Genomic DNA, 16034 nt, shown 5'->3' with positions numbered 1-16034 from the left:
TAAATTTATATCTTTGAATCATTAAATTTCCCCATCAACTAATGAAAAACCGCTACATATCAAAAATTGGCTTCTGTTTACGTTTTTTTCTGTTGCTCTTTTCATTCTCCGTTATTGGTCAGACTGAAGAACAGAAAAAAGCTTTGTTAGAACAATATGATCTACCAAAAATAAAGCAATTGCAATTGGAACTTTCTGAAAAAGCAAAAGTAGAAAAAGAAAAAGCTCTTTTTTCTGCTAAAGCTAATCAATTGGAAGTTTTCAAAAAAAATGCAGACGGAAGTGTAGACGAATTAATGGGTTTGTTTCCTGATGGAAAACCAAAATATTTTTCTATTAACAACATTAATGCCGCAATTTCCACACGAGCCAATCAATTACATTCCGGTGGCGGATTAGGATTAAATCTCAACGGACAAGGAATGATTGGTGGTGTTTGGGATGGAGGTCCAACGCGAACATCTCATCAAGAATTTGGAGGAAGAATGGCTGTGGGAGACGGTGCAATCGAACTCAATGGAAACAGTTTTCACGCAACGCATGTAACAGGAACAGTTGGAGCCAGCGGAGTGGATTTTGACGCAAAAGGAATGGCGTTTCAAGCAACCATTAAAACATTTGATTGGACGCAAGATGAAGCAGAAGTGTTGGGAGAAATTCAAAACGGGCTTTTGCTCTCTAATCATTCGTATGGAACACGATTATTTAATGTTCCAAGTTGGTATGCCGGAGCTTATTCGCAAGATGCTCTTCAATGGGATATGATTCACTATGTTTCTCCTTACTATTTAATGGTTGTTGCGGCTGGAAATGACGGAAATATTGTAAACGAAAATCCTACCACAATTGATTACGATAAACTGACCGGACATAAAAATGGCAAAAACAATTTAGTGGTAGCCAACGGTCAAGATGCTGAAATTGATAGTAACGGAAATTTAATTTCGGTTAATATAAATTCTGCCAGTAGCGAAGGCCCAACGGACGATTTACGAATTAAACCCGATATTACCGGCAACGGAACTGGTGTTTATTCAACCAATAGCAGTGGCGATGAAGACTACACTACGCTATCCGGAACCTCGATGGCAAGTCCTAACGTGATGGGAACGCTAATTTTATTGCAGCAACATCACAATAATTTATATCAAAAATTTATGAAATCGGCCACTCTGAAAGGATTGGCTTGTCATACAGCAGATGATGCAGGAAACCCGGGTCCAGATGCAATTTTTGGTTGGGGATTACTTAATGCTAAAACCGCAGCCAATACCATTTCAAATAACGGTTTAAACACTTGGATTTCAGAAGAAAGTCTAACGCAAAATCAAGTTTATACCAAAACAATTAAATCAATTGCCGGACAACCTTTAGTGGCTACCATTTGTTGGACCGATATTCCGGGCATTGCCAATACAGGAACTTTGAACGACCCAACACCGGCAATTGTGCATGATTTAGACATAAGAATTACACAAGGTTCAAGCACTTTTTATCCTTGGCGACTGCAAGCAAATGCGGCACAATTTGCACTTAGAAACGGAGATAATTTTGTAGATACGGTTGAAACAATTATGATAGACAATGCCAATGGTAGCGATTATACCCTTACTATTTCACATAAAGGAACTTTACAAACCAATAAACAAGACTATTCGCTTATTATTTCCGGAATTGATTCTGACTTTGGTTTTGTTCCGCTTGGCTATGACCAAACCGTTTGTTCGAGTGAAAATGCTACTTTTTCATTCACATTTACCAGTAATGAAAGTGGAAATGTTTCTTTCTCTGTGATAGATATTCCGGAAGGTGCAGTTACAAATTTAAGCGAGACAACGTTAAGTAACAGTGGAAATTTTGAACTAATTGTATCTAATTTATCAGCTGTTGAACCCGGAAATTATTCAATTGGCATTGTAGCTTCCAACACAAATGAATCTGAAACAAGGTACGTGAATTTAAAAGTATTGAGTTCTGAATTTGAATTGATTGATACTATTTCACCTTCAAATGGACAAATAGATGTTGCTACTTCTGCAACTTTAACTTGGGAAGAGGATGTAAATGCTGAAAATTATGTTGTTGAAGTTTCTACAGAAGTTACATTCAACACACTATTTTGGTCAGAAACTACCGAAAACACATTTGTAAATGTAACCGACTTAAACAGTCAAACTGTTTACTATTGGCGAGTAAAACCTAGTAATCGTTGTGGTGATGCAACTACTTTTTTTGTATCTAATTTTCAAACCGGAATTTTTAATTGCGGATTAGAATTTACAGCCACTGATTTTTCAGATGCTTTTATTGACAATGTTGCCAATTCTGTAGCTACAATTCCGATTATCGTTTCTGGCGGAATTACGATTGCTGATATTAATGTAAGTGTAGATATTTCGCACTCTTGGGTCCAGGATATGTCAATTTATTTGATTGGTCCTCCGGAAATTGGAAGTCCATCAATCACTTTGTTTGAAGAGCCATGCGGTGGCGAAGATGACATTTTGGCAACAATAGACGACTCCGGTTCAACGTTGAATTGTGGTTCTAATCCGGCTATTTCTGGGATAATTAAACCCAACCAACCTTTGAGTGATTTGAATGGTTTGTTGGCCGATGGAATTTGGACACTTTATGTAATTGATAAATATAACAATGATGGCGGAGTTATCAATGCGGTTAGTTTATCTTTTTGCAATTCAACTTCCATTGAAAATAATTTAAGTTTTAGCAACAACGGAATTATTACAGAAATAAATACCACAAAAATTATTTTAACGAATGAAATAAATGCTTCAACTCCGTTGGAAACATCAATGAATCAGGCATACACTTTAATTGAATTGCCTTCTCTTGGTGTTTTGAAAAAAGAAACGGTCAACTTGGTTGTTGGCGATAGTTTTACACAAGAAGATGTGAATTTAAATAAAATTAGCTACACAAATTCATTAACAGAAGAAGCAACCGATAGTTTTATGGTGAATATTGAAAATGCTTCATCAGGTTGGTTGCCTAATGTTGTGATTCCGATTACGATTCAAGATAATCTTAGTTTGATTGAAAATGCTTCTGTTCAAGCACTCATTTATCCAAATCCATCCAACGGAAAAGTAACCGTTTCATGGTCTGAAAATATAGAAACTACTATTGATTTATTCGATTTACAAGGACGAATTATTTTATCTAAGAAAATTAATTCATCGAATATTGAATTAGATATAAATCAATTTTCAGAAGGAATTTATTTGATTTCTGTTCGGAATGAAAAGGTAAAAACAATGAAGAAAATCATGTTGAAAAAATAAAGAAAGGCTCCAAATCAGAAGACTTTTTACACATGAATAATTTCGTCTTCAATTAATAGATCTTCTCTTCTGAATCGCAAGAAAATTTGAGCAACAGCAATTACATCTTTTTCGCAGTAAGTTATGATTCGGTCGATGTCTTTTTCAACATAATAAACATAAGCCACTTCACTCCCATCAATATCATCTTTTGGAGAAGGAATTTGGAGCACTTTTGTTAGTAATCGCATCGAAGAAAAATGTTTATAATCGCCAAATTTCCATAATTCCATCGTATCGATATGCGGAACTTCCCAAGGTTTTTTCCCAAATAAATTTAGTTTGGGAGGAATCTCAACTTGATTGATAATCATCCGTCTGGCAATAAATGGAAAGTCAAATTCTTTTGCATTATGACCGCACAAAATGTGTTGTGGTTGATTAAAATGATTATTTAATAAATTGCTGAAGTCTTTTAGAATTTTCTTTTCATCACCAAAAAAAGTGGTAACTCTAAAGTTTCGTATATCACCTTTGGTTGTAAAATAACCCACAGAAATACAAATAATTTTACCAAATTCTGCCCAAATTCCGGCACGATCATAAAACTCTTCTGGAGTAAATTCGTCTTTGCGTTGGTATTGTGTTTTGGATTCAAACAGATATTGCTTTTCTTCATCCAAAAGTTTGAAGTTTTCTTCTTCAGGAACGGTTTCAATATCTAAAAATAAAATGTTGTCGAGCTTTATTTTTTCTATCATGGCTTTTCAATTTATTCATAAATATATAAAAAAGCATTAACAGTAAGAAAAATTAAAGAATTTAATTTAACAAAAAAACCACCTTGAAATCAAGATGGTTTAATGGAATTATAATTTAGATTGAAAATTATTGATTGATTGGTGCAGGATTAGGGTCAATTACTTTCCCTTTGATAGTAAGTACTTTTGGCACTTCATTTTCATTTAAAGAAACAGTAACTGTTTTAGTAAAAGCACCAGCTGAAGCTGCATTATAAGTAGCTGTAACATTAGCTGTTTCTCCTGGTTTAATTGGCGTTTTTGTATAATTTGTAGCCGTACAACCGCAAGATGCTTTTACATTTGTAATAATAACTGTTTGCTTAGTTGTGTTTGTAAAAGTGAAATCGTGAGATACAGGAGTTCCCTTTTTAATATCTCCAAAATCATACGTTACTTCTTTCCAAGTTACCGGAGAAGTTGGTTTTTGAGCAACAGGAGTGGTTGTAATAGCAGGTTTAACTTCTGCTTTCTTTTCTTGAGCTGTTGCACCAACCGAAAATAATACTGTGGCAGCAATTGCGAATAAAGATAATTTTAATGATTTCATACTTATTATATTAATTAGTTAATTATTCATTTTGAACATAGCAAATATATTGACAAGAAATCAGATATTTGTTAAGCACATTATAAGTTTTGTTAATGAGATGTTAATCGGCATTTATTAACCTAAATTTAGACCTTTCTGTGAGTAGATTTGTCAAAAATAAAAAAGTAAACCTTTGAAATTTACACGTTTAAATAGCATCATCTTAGCCGGATTTCTCTGTATTGTGGGCGTTTTGGTCATGCAATTGCTTATGCTTAAGCAAGCTTATCGATTTGAGAAAAAAGATTTTGAAGAAAAAATTCATTTTGCATTACAAGATGTGGTGAAACGAATTTATCGCGATAACAAAACAGAATTAACCATTACCAATCAAGTAAAAAAAATTACCGATGATTACTATATTGTCAATTTAGATGATGTTTTTGAGCACGAAGTATTAGAATATTATCTCAAAACAGAATTTGAAAAAGTAAAACTTGAATTAGATTATGAATATGCTATTTATGATTGTGCCACCGATGAAATGATTTATGGCAGCTACATTTCAAGCGATACCGGAAAACCCGAAAAATGCGAAAAATGCTTCAAAAAAAATGAAGGTTTGATTTACTATTTCGGAATTCGATTTCCCGATTTGCAACATAAATTTATCACTTCATTAGGTCAGTATTGGATTTACACCGGAATTTTATTATTGGTTTTAATTATCTATGTTTATTCAGTTATTTTATTGTTGAAACAAAAAAAATACACTGAACTGCAAACCGATTTTATCAATAACATGACGCATGAATTCAAAACGCCGCTTTCGTCTATTTTGATTGCTTCGCAATATGCCACTTCGCAGGAAGAAATTAAAAACAATCCAAAATTGGCCAAATACATGCAAATCATTACCAACCAAAGTCATAAATTGAATCATCATATCGAACGGATTCTAAATGTTGCAAAAGGCGATGCTAAATGGATTGAATTAGAAAAAAACACCATCAATCTGAAAGAAATTCTTGAATTAGTAAAGGAAAATACACTACTTAAATCAAACAAAAAAACGATTATTCATATTGATGTTTCAGATAAAATAAAAATTTTGGCAGACGAATTTCATTTCAATAATATTCTGTTTAATTTGGTAGATAATGCAGTGAAATATTGTCCTGAAAATCCGGAAATAACCATTAAATCATCTGAAACAGAAAAAGGTATTACATTAGAGTTTACCGATAACGGAAGCGGAATTTCACCTCAACATATTGATTATGTTTTTGATAAATTTTACCGCGTTCCGAGAGAAAATAAAAAAGACATTGAAGGTTTTGGCATTGGTTTATTTTATGTGAAAAAAATCATCGATTTGCATCATTGGAAAATTTCAATCAAAAATAATCCAACCAAAGGAATTACGGTTTCTATATTCATTCCCAAAAAAGACATTTTATGAGTAAAAAGAAAATTTTGTATGTTGAAGATGATGAAACATTGGGTTTTTTAACCGCCGATAGTTTAGAAAGCCAATACGATGTGGCTCATTATACCAACGGTCAAGAAGGTTTTAATGCTTTTTGTAATGATGAATTTGATTTATGTGTATTGGATGTAATGCTTCCGGACATGGATGGTTTTGAAATTGCCACGCAAATCAGAAAACGAAATCAGGAAATTCCGATCATTTTTCTTTCAGCAAAAACAATGAAAGAAGACCGAATTAAAGGATTGAAATTGGGTGCCGATGATTATTTGGTGAAACCCTACAGCATGGAAGAATTGACGTTGAAAATTGAAGTTTTCTTGAATCGAAGTCAAAAAACATCTTCTAAAACAAATTCAACTTATTTAATTGGTTCATTTGAATTTGACCCAACCAATTATTGCGTTTCCAAAGGAAAAGAAATTACCAATTTGACCGAAAGAGAAGCCGCTTTGTTGAAATTATTTTTAGACAATAAAAACACTGTCTTGAAACGCGAAAAAATCCTGATGGAACTCTGGGGAACCGATGATTATTTTATGGGAAGAAGTCTGGATGTTTTTATTTCCCGTCTGCGAAAAATTTTCAAAGAAGAACCCAACATTCGGATTGAAAATATTCCTAGAGTTGGGTTCAAATTACTTATTGATTAGGTTTTGTTTATTTAATTAAACTATGCATATAAAGTTCAATTGCTTGTAATTCTTCATCAGACATGCTTTTAGTAACCGCAAAATTAGTTTTCATCACTTCATATTGAGTTGGATCTACAATTGGTTTTGCGTTTTCACGAAGAAAATCGACCATATCGGCATTTTGTTCTTTATAAATAGTAGCAATTTCTTTGATACTCGGTCCAATTACTTTCTGATCCGGTTTGTGACACGTATGACATAAACCAACGCCATTAAAAATACTTTCGCCAAGTTTAATTTTTGCTTCTACTGAATTTTCAGCTACTTCGGGAACAGCTGTTTTTTCTACTCCGAAAGATTCTTGTTTCTTATTCTGGCATGAGAGTAACACCATAAAAACAACTACTACAACTATTTTTTCCATGTGTTAGGGATTTGATTTACACAAATTTACATCGATAATCTGTGCATAAATCTGATATTTATCAGTTATGAAATAATTTTTACCACATCTTTCGCAAAATAACTTGCCATCATATCGGCACCGGCTCTTTTAATGGCAGTTACTTGTTCCATCATCACAGCATCGTGGTCTAACCAACCTTTTTCCGAGGCCGCTTTAATCATCGCATATTCGCCCGAAACTTGATAAACCGCCACCGGAACATCAAACGCATTTTTAATTTCGCGAACAATATCTAAATAAGCGATTCCCGGTTTTACCATGACAATATCTGCTCCTTCATCAATATCCATTCTCGTTTCACGAATGGCTTCAATACGATTGTGGTAATCCATTTGATAGGTTTTTTTGTCTTTCGGAATGTCTTGAGCATCCACAGGAGCACTATCCAACGCATCTCTAAAAGGGCCGTAATGAGCAGAGGCATATTTTGCACTGTATGCCATAATCCCTGTGTTAACGTATCCTTCGTCTTCCAGTGCTTCACGAATTTCAAGAATTCTGCCATCCATCATGTCACTTGGAGCTACAAAATCGGCACCGGCTTCGGCATGCGAACAACTCATTTCGGCTAAAATGGCAGAAGTTACATCGTTGGCAATTATTCCGTTTTCAATTACACCATCGTGGCCAAAAGAAGAATACGGATCTAATGCTACATCGGTCATCACAATCATATCCGACACCGCATTTTTAATCACTTTCACAGCTCGTTGCATTAATCCATTTGGGTTTAACGCTTCGGTGCCTTTGTTATCTTTTAAGTTGTCCGGAACTTTTACAAAAACTAAAACCGTTTTCAAGTTCAATTTGGCTAATTCTTTCACTTCTTTTTCCAATAAATCGAGACTCAATCGAAAATAATTGGGCATAGAGGGAATTTCTTCTTTCACATTTTTACCTTCCACAACAAAAAGCGGAACAATAAAATCACAGGGAGAAAGTATAGTTTCGCGGACTAAAGAGCGAATGGTTTCGTTGGTTCTGAGTCTTCGGTTTCTTCTTAATGGAAACATAATGTGGTGTATTTTTGATTATAGATTGTTGATTAATTTACAATCCGATTTTTTCTGTTGTTTTATCGTAAAATTCTTTTACTTTTTTGGGCGGATCAAAACGATAGCCTACTGTTGTTTTTACAGTTGACATTTCGTCGTTCAATCGAATTTGAGCGGTTGTGTCCTGAATAAAATCAATATAATTCAGGTTTACAAAGGTAAAAAACGAATCGGAATTATAGCCAATTTTTAAGCTCGCACTCCATTCATAAATAGTCGATACATCTCCATCCACACTCGTAAGCCCTGCCCCGGTTGACATTCCACCTGAAAGCAAGAAATGATTATTAATAACAAAGTTATAAAAATACGACGGAGCCAATGAAGTCAGAAAAATATTGCTTTTGGTGTCTTCGCCACCATCATTCAAATCGAAATTGGTATAATACATTGAAAGATTTGGAATAAAACTTCCGGCACTTTTTGATTGCCATTCTTTTTGATTGGCGATGGTTTTGAATGAAAATTTGTCATTAAAAATATACGAAGTGGTTCCGCCAATTTTTGTGGTTCGCATTCGCGGAAACGGAGCTTGCACTTCGCCATTGCTAACATAAAATCCTTTTTGATTGATAAAAGTGAGCGACTGCATCCATTTTTTATGATACAATCGTGTGCTTAATGTGAATAATTTTGAATCACTATTGTCTTTATTCTTCGCAAAAAAAGAAGGAGAAAATCCGTAGGAAACATCGATAAATTTATAACTCAAATTCACCCCAATTTGTTCTCGACGGTTGGGTTGAAATTCTAAATAATTATCTGTTCCGTCTAAATTGTAATTGAATAAAAAATTGTTGGATGTGTCAAAATAGTATAAACTGGTTATTACTTTATCATCATAATTTGTAAAATGACTGTTTTCTTCAGAATCTTGCTGGGCAAACACGCTGCCGATTCCTCCCAAAAAAAGTCCTATTACAATTTTTACACCCATTCTTTTGGCTTTTGCAGCACCAAAATTAATTTTTCTTCTTCACTTCCTTCTTCCGGATGATGATCATACACCCATTGCACATGCGGAGGCAAACTCATCAAAATGCTTTCGATTCTGCCGTTGGTTTTTAGTCCGAAAAGCGTTCCTTTATCGTGAACCAAATTAAATTCAACATAACGACCACGACGAATTTCCTGCCATTTTCGTTGTTCGTCTGAATAAGGTAAATTTACTCTTTTTTGAACAATTGGAACGTATGATTCAAGAAAACTATTGCCAACTTCGGTCACAAAATTATACCATTGTTCCATTGAAAATTCAAGAGATTCTCTGCAATAATCAAAGAATAATCCGCCAATTCCTCTGGCTTCGTTTCTGTGAGCATTCCAAAAATAAGTGTCGCATTGCTTTTTATATTTCTGATAAAAATCCGGATTATGTTTGTCACAAGCGGCTTTGCAGGTTTGATGAAAATGAATAGCATCTTCTTCAAAAAGATAATAAGGCGTTAAATCTTGTCCGCCTCCAAACCAACTTTTAATAACAAATCCTTGTTCATCATACATTTCAAAATACCGCCAGTTGGCATGAACGGTTGGCACCATTGGATTTTTCGGATGAAGTACTAAACTCAATCCGCAGGCAAAAAAATCGGCTTCGCCAACATTGAATAATTGTTGCATTGAATCGGGTAACTTTCCGTGAACGGCTGATATGTTTACACCGCCTTTTTCAAAAACTTTCCCGTTTTCAATTACGCGGGTTCGGCCGCCGCCACCTTCCGGACGTTCCCAAATGTCTTCTCTAAATTTGGCTTCTCCATCTACTTCTTCTAATTTTGAAGTAATTTGATTTTGAAGATTTTGAATGTATTGATAAAATTTATCTTTCATTGTAATGTCTAAACTTACTAAAGCAAAATGCCTTTGTGTTGCAAAAATAGGGGAATTTTGGTTTGTGTGATGGTTAATTTTTTTAATTCTGTCATACTTATGGAGTGCTACCATCTTGATAAACTTCTGGAATAATGTATGAATTTTTAAATTGAAGATTTTGACATTTATTTTCTTCGTACCACTCTAAAATCTTTATACGATCTTTTTCGAATATACCTATTGGATAAGTTCTGGAATAATTCATAATATGGTTGATTGAAATTGGTGCATAATTTGAAATAAAAATAACTGATTTGATGAATGTGGAATCTTGTGAAATTGCAATATTGTTTTCAATATTTTTAAAATGATAAAAAAACTTTTCTTTGAATTTTTCGTTTTCATTACAAGCACTATTATTTACTTCAAAAGCTTTACATGAAATTAAAATCGGAATAATGAGAATGAATATTTTTTTCATAATTATAGTTTTATTTACATCAATTGCTTCACAAATTTCTTCCTATTAAATTAAAGCATCTAGCTACTGAAAATTCATTTTTGACAAATCAAAGATATAAAATTGAAAACTGAGCTCTGCGATGGCCTACCGACCTCGCAGTACGTAAATATACTAAATCAAATTACACATTTTGCTTTGAATAAGGATACTTAAACCCTAAAACTCAAACCTCAACTGCACCACAACCGTTTTCTTCACTTCCGTATTCAAATTATTTAAAGAAATTCCCAACAAACGAACAGATTCTTTTAATTTTTCTTGGTATAATAATTCTTTTGCTGTTTCTAATAACAATGCTTTATCCGAAATAAAATAAGGCAATGTTTTACTTCGGGTTTGTTGTGAGAAGTCAGAATATTTTATTTTTAAAGTTACTGTTTTTCCAGCAATTTTGTGTTTTTGCAAACGCTTTTCGAGTTCTTTGGCGATGCTTTCCAAACGTTCTTCCATAAATACTTCGGAGGATAAATTTTCATTAAATGTTCGTTCGGCTCCCACCGATTTGGAAATCCGATTGGGTTTAACCGGACTGTTGTGAATGCCACGAACGATGTAATAATAATGTATTCCGCTTTTGCCGAAATGTTGTTCTAAGAATTCCAAACTGCGGTTTTTTAAATCTTTTCCGGTGTAAATGCCAAATTGATACATACGTTCGGCGGTGACTTTCACCGCTCCCGCACGAATCCCTTCGTGTGGATTTAAAAATCAAATATCTGAAAAACCACTACATTATCAATTAATCCTTTACCGCCGGCATAATCTACAGCACTACTGTAAACATAATCTTCCGGTTGATATACCAAGCCAGCTTTTACAGGATTATTGTGAATATAGTCAATCTTTTGTTTGATTACTTTATTACTCCAAAGTTCAATCGGCTTATTATCATGTTGCCAAAATTGGTAATTACTTACATTTGAACTTTTTATTGCTTCATTTTTAAAATAATCTAATAAAAATTCTTTTCTACTTTCTCTCGGATTTTCCTGTAGTGCTTTAACAATTGATTTGCTTGTAAATCGTTTCAAATCTCCTATCAATAATTCAGGTTTTTGCCCAAGAGAACTTCTAAAAACTAAATGCACGTGATTGGTCATAATGCACCAAGCATGGATTTTCAAACCTTTATTCTTTTGACAAAACGCAAGACTTTCTATAAATAAATCTTTATATTCATTTCTGGTAAAAACATCTAACCATCCTACTACAGCAAAACTTATAAAATATAGACCTTCGGGATTATGAAATTTGTAATTACGACTCATGGCTTATATAATTAATACAAAAACAAATTTATTAAATATATTTTAATGCCACACGAAGGGATTCGTGCGGCAGCGGGGGGTTCAAATATCAAATATCTTATGAAGGTTGTAATTACAGCTCATAGATTTTAAACTAATAACAAGGCTACAAAATTATTGAAAAGCCACACGAAGGGATTCGTGCGGGAGTGGGGATTTTCTTAGGAACTCTTTGCTGAGCGGGTTAAATTGTGAATTTTGATTCATCACTAATTACGGAACATTACCACATTTTCTTTTTAGGATTTTAGGATCATTAATAACCCTATTGAGTAAAAATAAGTGTATGTCTCTATCGTAAGGTAAAATATTCGCAATAGTTGTTATTCTACATTCGCCATAAACACTTCCGTCAGATGTTATCATTGCAAAATAAATAGTCATACCATTATAATCAACTTCTTTATTTTTGTAAAATTCAGATTGATAATCAATGTAATCTTTGGATAAATTTTTATAGTCAAAAACTTTATCCAAACAAGTGTTATTTGACAATGTGGTTACATCCTTCAGAAATAATACTTCATTATTATCTTTTTCAAACTTAAATTCAATAAACTTATTTGAATTTATCTTCACTATTACAATATATATTCTTTCACTCCATTCATACACTACATACTCCCTATTTTGGATTATATAATTTAAATTCTTTTGAATGATATTAAATGTTTCATTCTTCAAGTTTTGAGAGTAAGTGTTTAAATAAAAGATAAAAAAGAATAATAAAAAAAATGATTTTTTCATAATCTAAAATTTATTGGACCTCGCAGTACGTAAATATACTAAAAATCAGGTTACTTGTATTGTATAAAAGTAGTATTAATAAGTCAACCCTAAAACTCAAACCGCAACTGTTTTCTTTACTCCGCTCCGCTCCCCACCGCTACCGCACGAATCCCTTCGTGTGGCGTGAACGAATTTCAATTAGTCAACCTTCTTCTTACTCATCAACCAAAGATATAAAACATTTAAAACTCAAACCTCAACTGCACCACTACCGTTTTCTTCACCTCCGTATTCAAATTATTTAAAGAAATTCCCAACAAACGAACGGATTCTTTTAGTTTTTCTTGGTATAATAATTCTTTGGCGGTTTCTAATAATAATGCTTTATCTGAAATAAAATAAGGCAATGTTTTGCTCCGGGTTTGTTGTGAAAAATCGGAATATTTTATTTTTAAAGTTATTGTTTTTCCGGCGATTTTGTGTTTTTGTAATCGTTTTTCGAGTTCTTTGGCGATGCTTTCCAAACGTTCTTCCATAAAGACTTCGGAGGACAAATTTTCATTAAATGTTCGCTCGGCTCCCACCGATTTTGAAATGCGATTGGGTTTAACCGGACTGTTGTGAATGCCTCGAACAATGTAATAATAATGCGTTCCGCTTTTGCCGAAATGTTGTTCTAAAAATTCTAAACTTCGGTTTTTTAAATCTTTTCCGGTGTAAATGCCAAATTGATACATGCGTTCGGCGGTGACTTTTCCAATACCATAAAATTTCCGGATGTCCAATGCTTCCAAAAAAGGTTCAACTTCATCGGGATTGACCGTTTTTTGACCATTCGGTTTGTTGTAATCCGAAGCTACTTTTGCCACAAATTTATTAATGGAAATTCCAGCCGAAGCCGTGAGACCGGTTTCCTCAAAAATGCGTTTTCTTATTTCTTGTGCGAGTAAGGAAGCACTCGGATTTCCTTTTTTGTTTTGGGTTACATCCAAATAGGCTTCGTCCAACGAAAGCGGTTCAACCAAATCCGTATATTCATAAAAAATTTTTCGGATTATTTTTGAAATTTCGCTGTATCGTTCAAATCGAGGTCGCACAAAAACCAAATCGGGACACAATTTTTTGGCTTGCACGCCACTCATCGCACTGCGAACACCGAATTTTCGGGCTTCATAACTGGCGGCAGAAATTACACCTCGAATTTCGCTTCCGCCCACGGCTAATGGCTTTCCTATTAATTCAGGAAAATCTTTTTGCTCCACAGAAGCATAAAAAGCATCCATGTCAATGTGAATTATTTTGCGAAGTTTTATCTCCTCCATCTTGGGTTAAAGCATTGGTTCCTGTTGGAAAAAAGAAAGAAAATGGTCTGCGTTTAAAATGTTGCCATATTGAAACAGTAATGCTTCGCAACTCGGTAAATGGAATATCTCTGGATCGAAAAGCCAATCCCAACGACAAACTGAAACTGACAATAAAGTTAACCAATCCGATGACACCAATACCAAAAACACCCCAAAAAATCATCCATGTATCTACCGTATAATTGGAGCCATAAAGTCCTAAAGCAAGATTTCCGCTGGCAAAAGTAATGTGTCGAATATCTAAGTTTAATCCGAAAAAAACACCCACCGAAGCGGTTGTTCCCATAAAAATTCCAAACCAGAAATTGGAAATAAATCCGGCCCATTTCATTTCATAAATTTTCGCAAACTTTTCGGCTTTCACTTTTCCGAAAGTTCGTTTTAAAAATGGATGTTCTTTAATGCGTTGATAAATTTCGTAATGTTTATCACGGTTCGCCACACTTCCTGAAATAATTCCCGACAAAAACAAGAAACATCCAGCAATGGCAGCGTGAAATATCGCCATAGAATGAATTGGACTTAAATCGGTCACCAATGTTTTCCATTTGGTTCCGGCAATATTATAATCAAAAGCCAAATCAATCAACCAAATTCCCAACAACGAAATCGGAAAAGCCATGATTACATTCCCAACAAAAGCAATAAACTGCGAACGAAATACACGGGCGAAAAATACGGCAAATACTTGGTGTTTTTCTTCAGAATCTTCCTTTTTCATTCCTTCTTGTAAAGCTCTAATCAAAGCAGCGGCAGTCATTGCGGGCTGTTTGGTGGCTAGCGTAAATCCTAAAAGGTATATCGCAATAAAACCAATCGAATAATTCATACTATACAAAAAAGCATAACCAAAATCGCTTGCGTGAAGTTTCGAAAGCAACACTTTGATGATGCATAAAATCCCAACAATAAATCCACCACCCAACGCCGTATTGAACATTTTAAAATATTCCATTTTAGACTGCGTGATGTATTTTTCACCTGTTTTTGCAGTATGTTGCGTGACTTCATACGACAATAATTGTGTACTTTCTTTGATGAAAGTACGAAGATTATTTCGGGTACAATTGTATTTGATGAGTTTGTAGGCGAGTCGAATGCTATTCCTTTTTTTATCAATTTTTTTGTCAACTGTAAGTAATGGAAGTAGAATTTTTAAACGATATAGTTGTTGACGAATTCGCAGCAAACTCTGGTTTACATGAATCGTAATTCCGTATTTTGATGAATTGGCAAAGGCTTTTTCTACATATTCTTCGCATTGTTTATGCAAAACCAATAATTGTTTATACGACAAACTATCGGAAGTAATGCTATGGATGCTTTCTTCCTCGTGCAAACCGTCTTTAATGAGATGTAATTCCTTTTCAAAAGCGGCAAACGGACTTTCATAGTGAAAATATTCCGGCACCATTTTCAACACATCCGATTCTAACGCACGGCCGCTCATCCGTTGAGAAATTAAGGACATCGACATCATTATTTCTGATAAAACAGAATTCTGTTCTATTGTTTCATAAATCGATGTAAATCCCAACAAATCATACAATTCTTCAATTTGTACTTGCGGAATTTTGTTAATCCAAATCGGATCAGTATCGCTGTAAAAAACCTGACTTAAAACATATTCTAATGAATCAATTGGATGTTGAAACGGCAAAATTTTAGCAAAAGCTCTTTTTTTAACTTCATGAAAAAAGGCAGCGTCTTGCAAAATGGCAGCATCGGTTAATATTTTACTGATTTTCTTTTCAGAAAACAACTCAGTTAGATACGTTGAAAGTTCATTTGCAATCGATTCATTTTCAGTTAAAAAAGTTATCAAATCGAACAAATCAACTTCAACAACCGCTTTAGGTTTTTTAGGTCGAATGGATGAAACAATTTCGACCAACACATCATAATTGTCTTCGGTTTCTGTCCAACGCCGATTTTCATCAAAGTAAAATTTGAGGATTTCAACCGACGTTTTCTTTTTCTTTTTAGCAAACCACTTTGGCATATAGTATTTTTTTTTTATTATACGAATGTATTGAAT

The 16034-nt window shown here is 33.9% G+C and carries 14 protein-coding genes and 1 pseudogene; 3 read left to right on the top strand and 12 right to left on the bottom strand.

Annotation, left to right across the window (positions count from 1 at the left end):
• Positions 1-41 precede the first annotated feature (41 nt).
• Positions 42-3305, top strand: a complete 3264-nt coding sequence (locus M0M57_RS07350; RefSeq protein WP_248436536.1) for a S8 family serine peptidase — start codon at positions 42-44, stop codon at positions 3303-3305.
• A 26-nt stretch (positions 3306-3331) separates the two neighbouring features.
• Here the strand turns inward: M0M57_RS07350 and M0M57_RS07345 are convergent, their stop codons facing one another.
• Together M0M57_RS07345 and M0M57_RS07340 are read right to left on the bottom strand one after the other, a co-directional pair.
• The gene (locus M0M57_RS07345; RefSeq protein WP_248436535.1) at positions 3332-4045 is read right to left on the bottom strand and encodes a 3'-5' exonuclease; all 714 of its coding nucleotides are present in this window, start codon (positions 4043-4045) and stop codon (positions 3332-3334) included.
• Positions 4046-4172: 127 nt separating this feature from the next.
• Positions 4173-4634: a DUF1573 domain-containing protein gene (locus M0M57_RS07340; protein ID WP_248436534.1), complete on the bottom strand. Its 462-nt coding sequence runs from the start codon at positions 4632-4634 to the stop codon at positions 4173-4175.
• 175 nt (positions 4635-4809) lie between these two features.
• Between M0M57_RS07340 and M0M57_RS07335 the strand changes: the two genes are divergently transcribed.
• Both M0M57_RS07335 and M0M57_RS07330 read left to right on the top strand, forming a co-directional pair.
• Positions 4810-6078: a sensor histidine kinase gene (locus M0M57_RS07335; protein ID WP_248436533.1), complete on the top strand. Its 1269-nt coding sequence runs from the start codon at positions 4810-4812 to the stop codon at positions 6076-6078.
• A complete protein-coding gene (locus tag M0M57_RS07330) occupies positions 6075-6758 on the top strand; it encodes a response regulator transcription factor (RefSeq protein WP_248436532.1) in 684 nt (227 codons plus the stop codon). Before M0M57_RS07335 ends, M0M57_RS07330 begins: the two co-directional genes overlap by 4 nt.
• A gap of 7 nt (positions 6759-6765) precedes the next feature.
• On the opposite strand, the gene M0M57_RS07325 is transcribed toward M0M57_RS07330, so the two are convergent.
• The 10 genes and pseudogenes from M0M57_RS07325 to M0M57_RS07280 form a co-directional block, all read right to left on the bottom strand.
• Positions 6766-7164, bottom strand: coding sequence for a c-type cytochrome (locus M0M57_RS07325; RefSeq protein ID WP_248436531.1), 399 nt, complete (start codon positions 7162-7164; stop codon positions 6766-6768).
• 65 nt (positions 7165-7229) lie between these two features.
• Positions 7230-8219, bottom strand: coding sequence for a porphobilinogen synthase (gene hemB / locus M0M57_RS07320; RefSeq protein WP_248436530.1), 990 nt, complete (start codon positions 8217-8219; stop codon positions 7230-7232).
• 37 nt (positions 8220-8256) lie between these two features.
• Positions 8257-9198 carry a DUF4421 family protein gene (locus M0M57_RS07315; protein ID WP_248436529.1) on the bottom strand — a complete coding sequence of 314 codons (942 nt, stop codon included), beginning with the start codon at positions 9196-9198 and terminating at the stop codon, positions 8257-8259.
• Positions 9189-10091, bottom strand: a complete 903-nt coding sequence (gene hemF / locus M0M57_RS07310) for an oxygen-dependent coproporphyrinogen oxidase (RefSeq protein ID WP_248436741.1) — start codon at positions 10089-10091, stop codon at positions 9189-9191. Before hemF ends, M0M57_RS07315 begins: the two co-directional genes overlap by 10 nt.
• Positions 10092-10188: 97 nt before the next feature.
• Positions 10189-10554, bottom strand: coding sequence for a hypothetical protein (locus M0M57_RS07305; protein ID WP_248436528.1), 366 nt, complete (start codon positions 10552-10554; stop codon positions 10189-10191).
• A 198-nt stretch (positions 10555-10752) separates the two neighbouring features.
• Positions 10753-11274: pseudogene (locus M0M57_RS07300) on the bottom strand (DinB/UmuC family translesion DNA polymerase); the annotation flags it as partial.
• Between the two features lie 23 nt (positions 11275-11297).
• Positions 11298-11864, bottom strand: coding sequence for an REP-associated tyrosine transposase (locus M0M57_RS07295; RefSeq protein ID WP_248436527.1), 567 nt, complete (start codon positions 11862-11864; stop codon positions 11298-11300).
• A 252-nt stretch (positions 11865-12116) separates the two neighbouring features.
• Positions 12117-12650 (bottom strand): hypothetical protein, encoded by a 534-nt coding sequence (locus tag M0M57_RS07290; RefSeq protein ID WP_248436526.1) that lies wholly within the window; start codon positions 12648-12650, stop codon positions 12117-12119.
• Between the two features lie 224 nt (positions 12651-12874).
• Complete coding sequence (dinB, locus tag M0M57_RS07285) at positions 12875-13954, bottom strand: DNA polymerase IV (protein ID WP_248436525.1); 1080 nt, start codon at positions 13952-13954, stop codon at positions 12875-12877.
• Complete coding sequence (locus tag M0M57_RS07280) at positions 13917-15998, bottom strand: site-specific recombinase (protein WP_248436524.1); 2082 nt, start codon at positions 15996-15998, stop codon at positions 13917-13919. The genes dinB and M0M57_RS07280 overlap by 38 nt, the downstream gene beginning before the upstream one ends.
• Positions 15999-16034 lie beyond the last annotated feature (36 nt).

The organism is Flavobacterium azooxidireducens, assembly GCF_023195775.1.
GTDB classification, from domain to species: domain Bacteria; phylum Bacteroidota; class Bacteroidia; order Flavobacteriales; family Flavobacteriaceae; genus Flavobacterium; species Flavobacterium azooxidireducens.
This window is presented reverse-complemented; position numbering and strand designations above follow the sequence as displayed.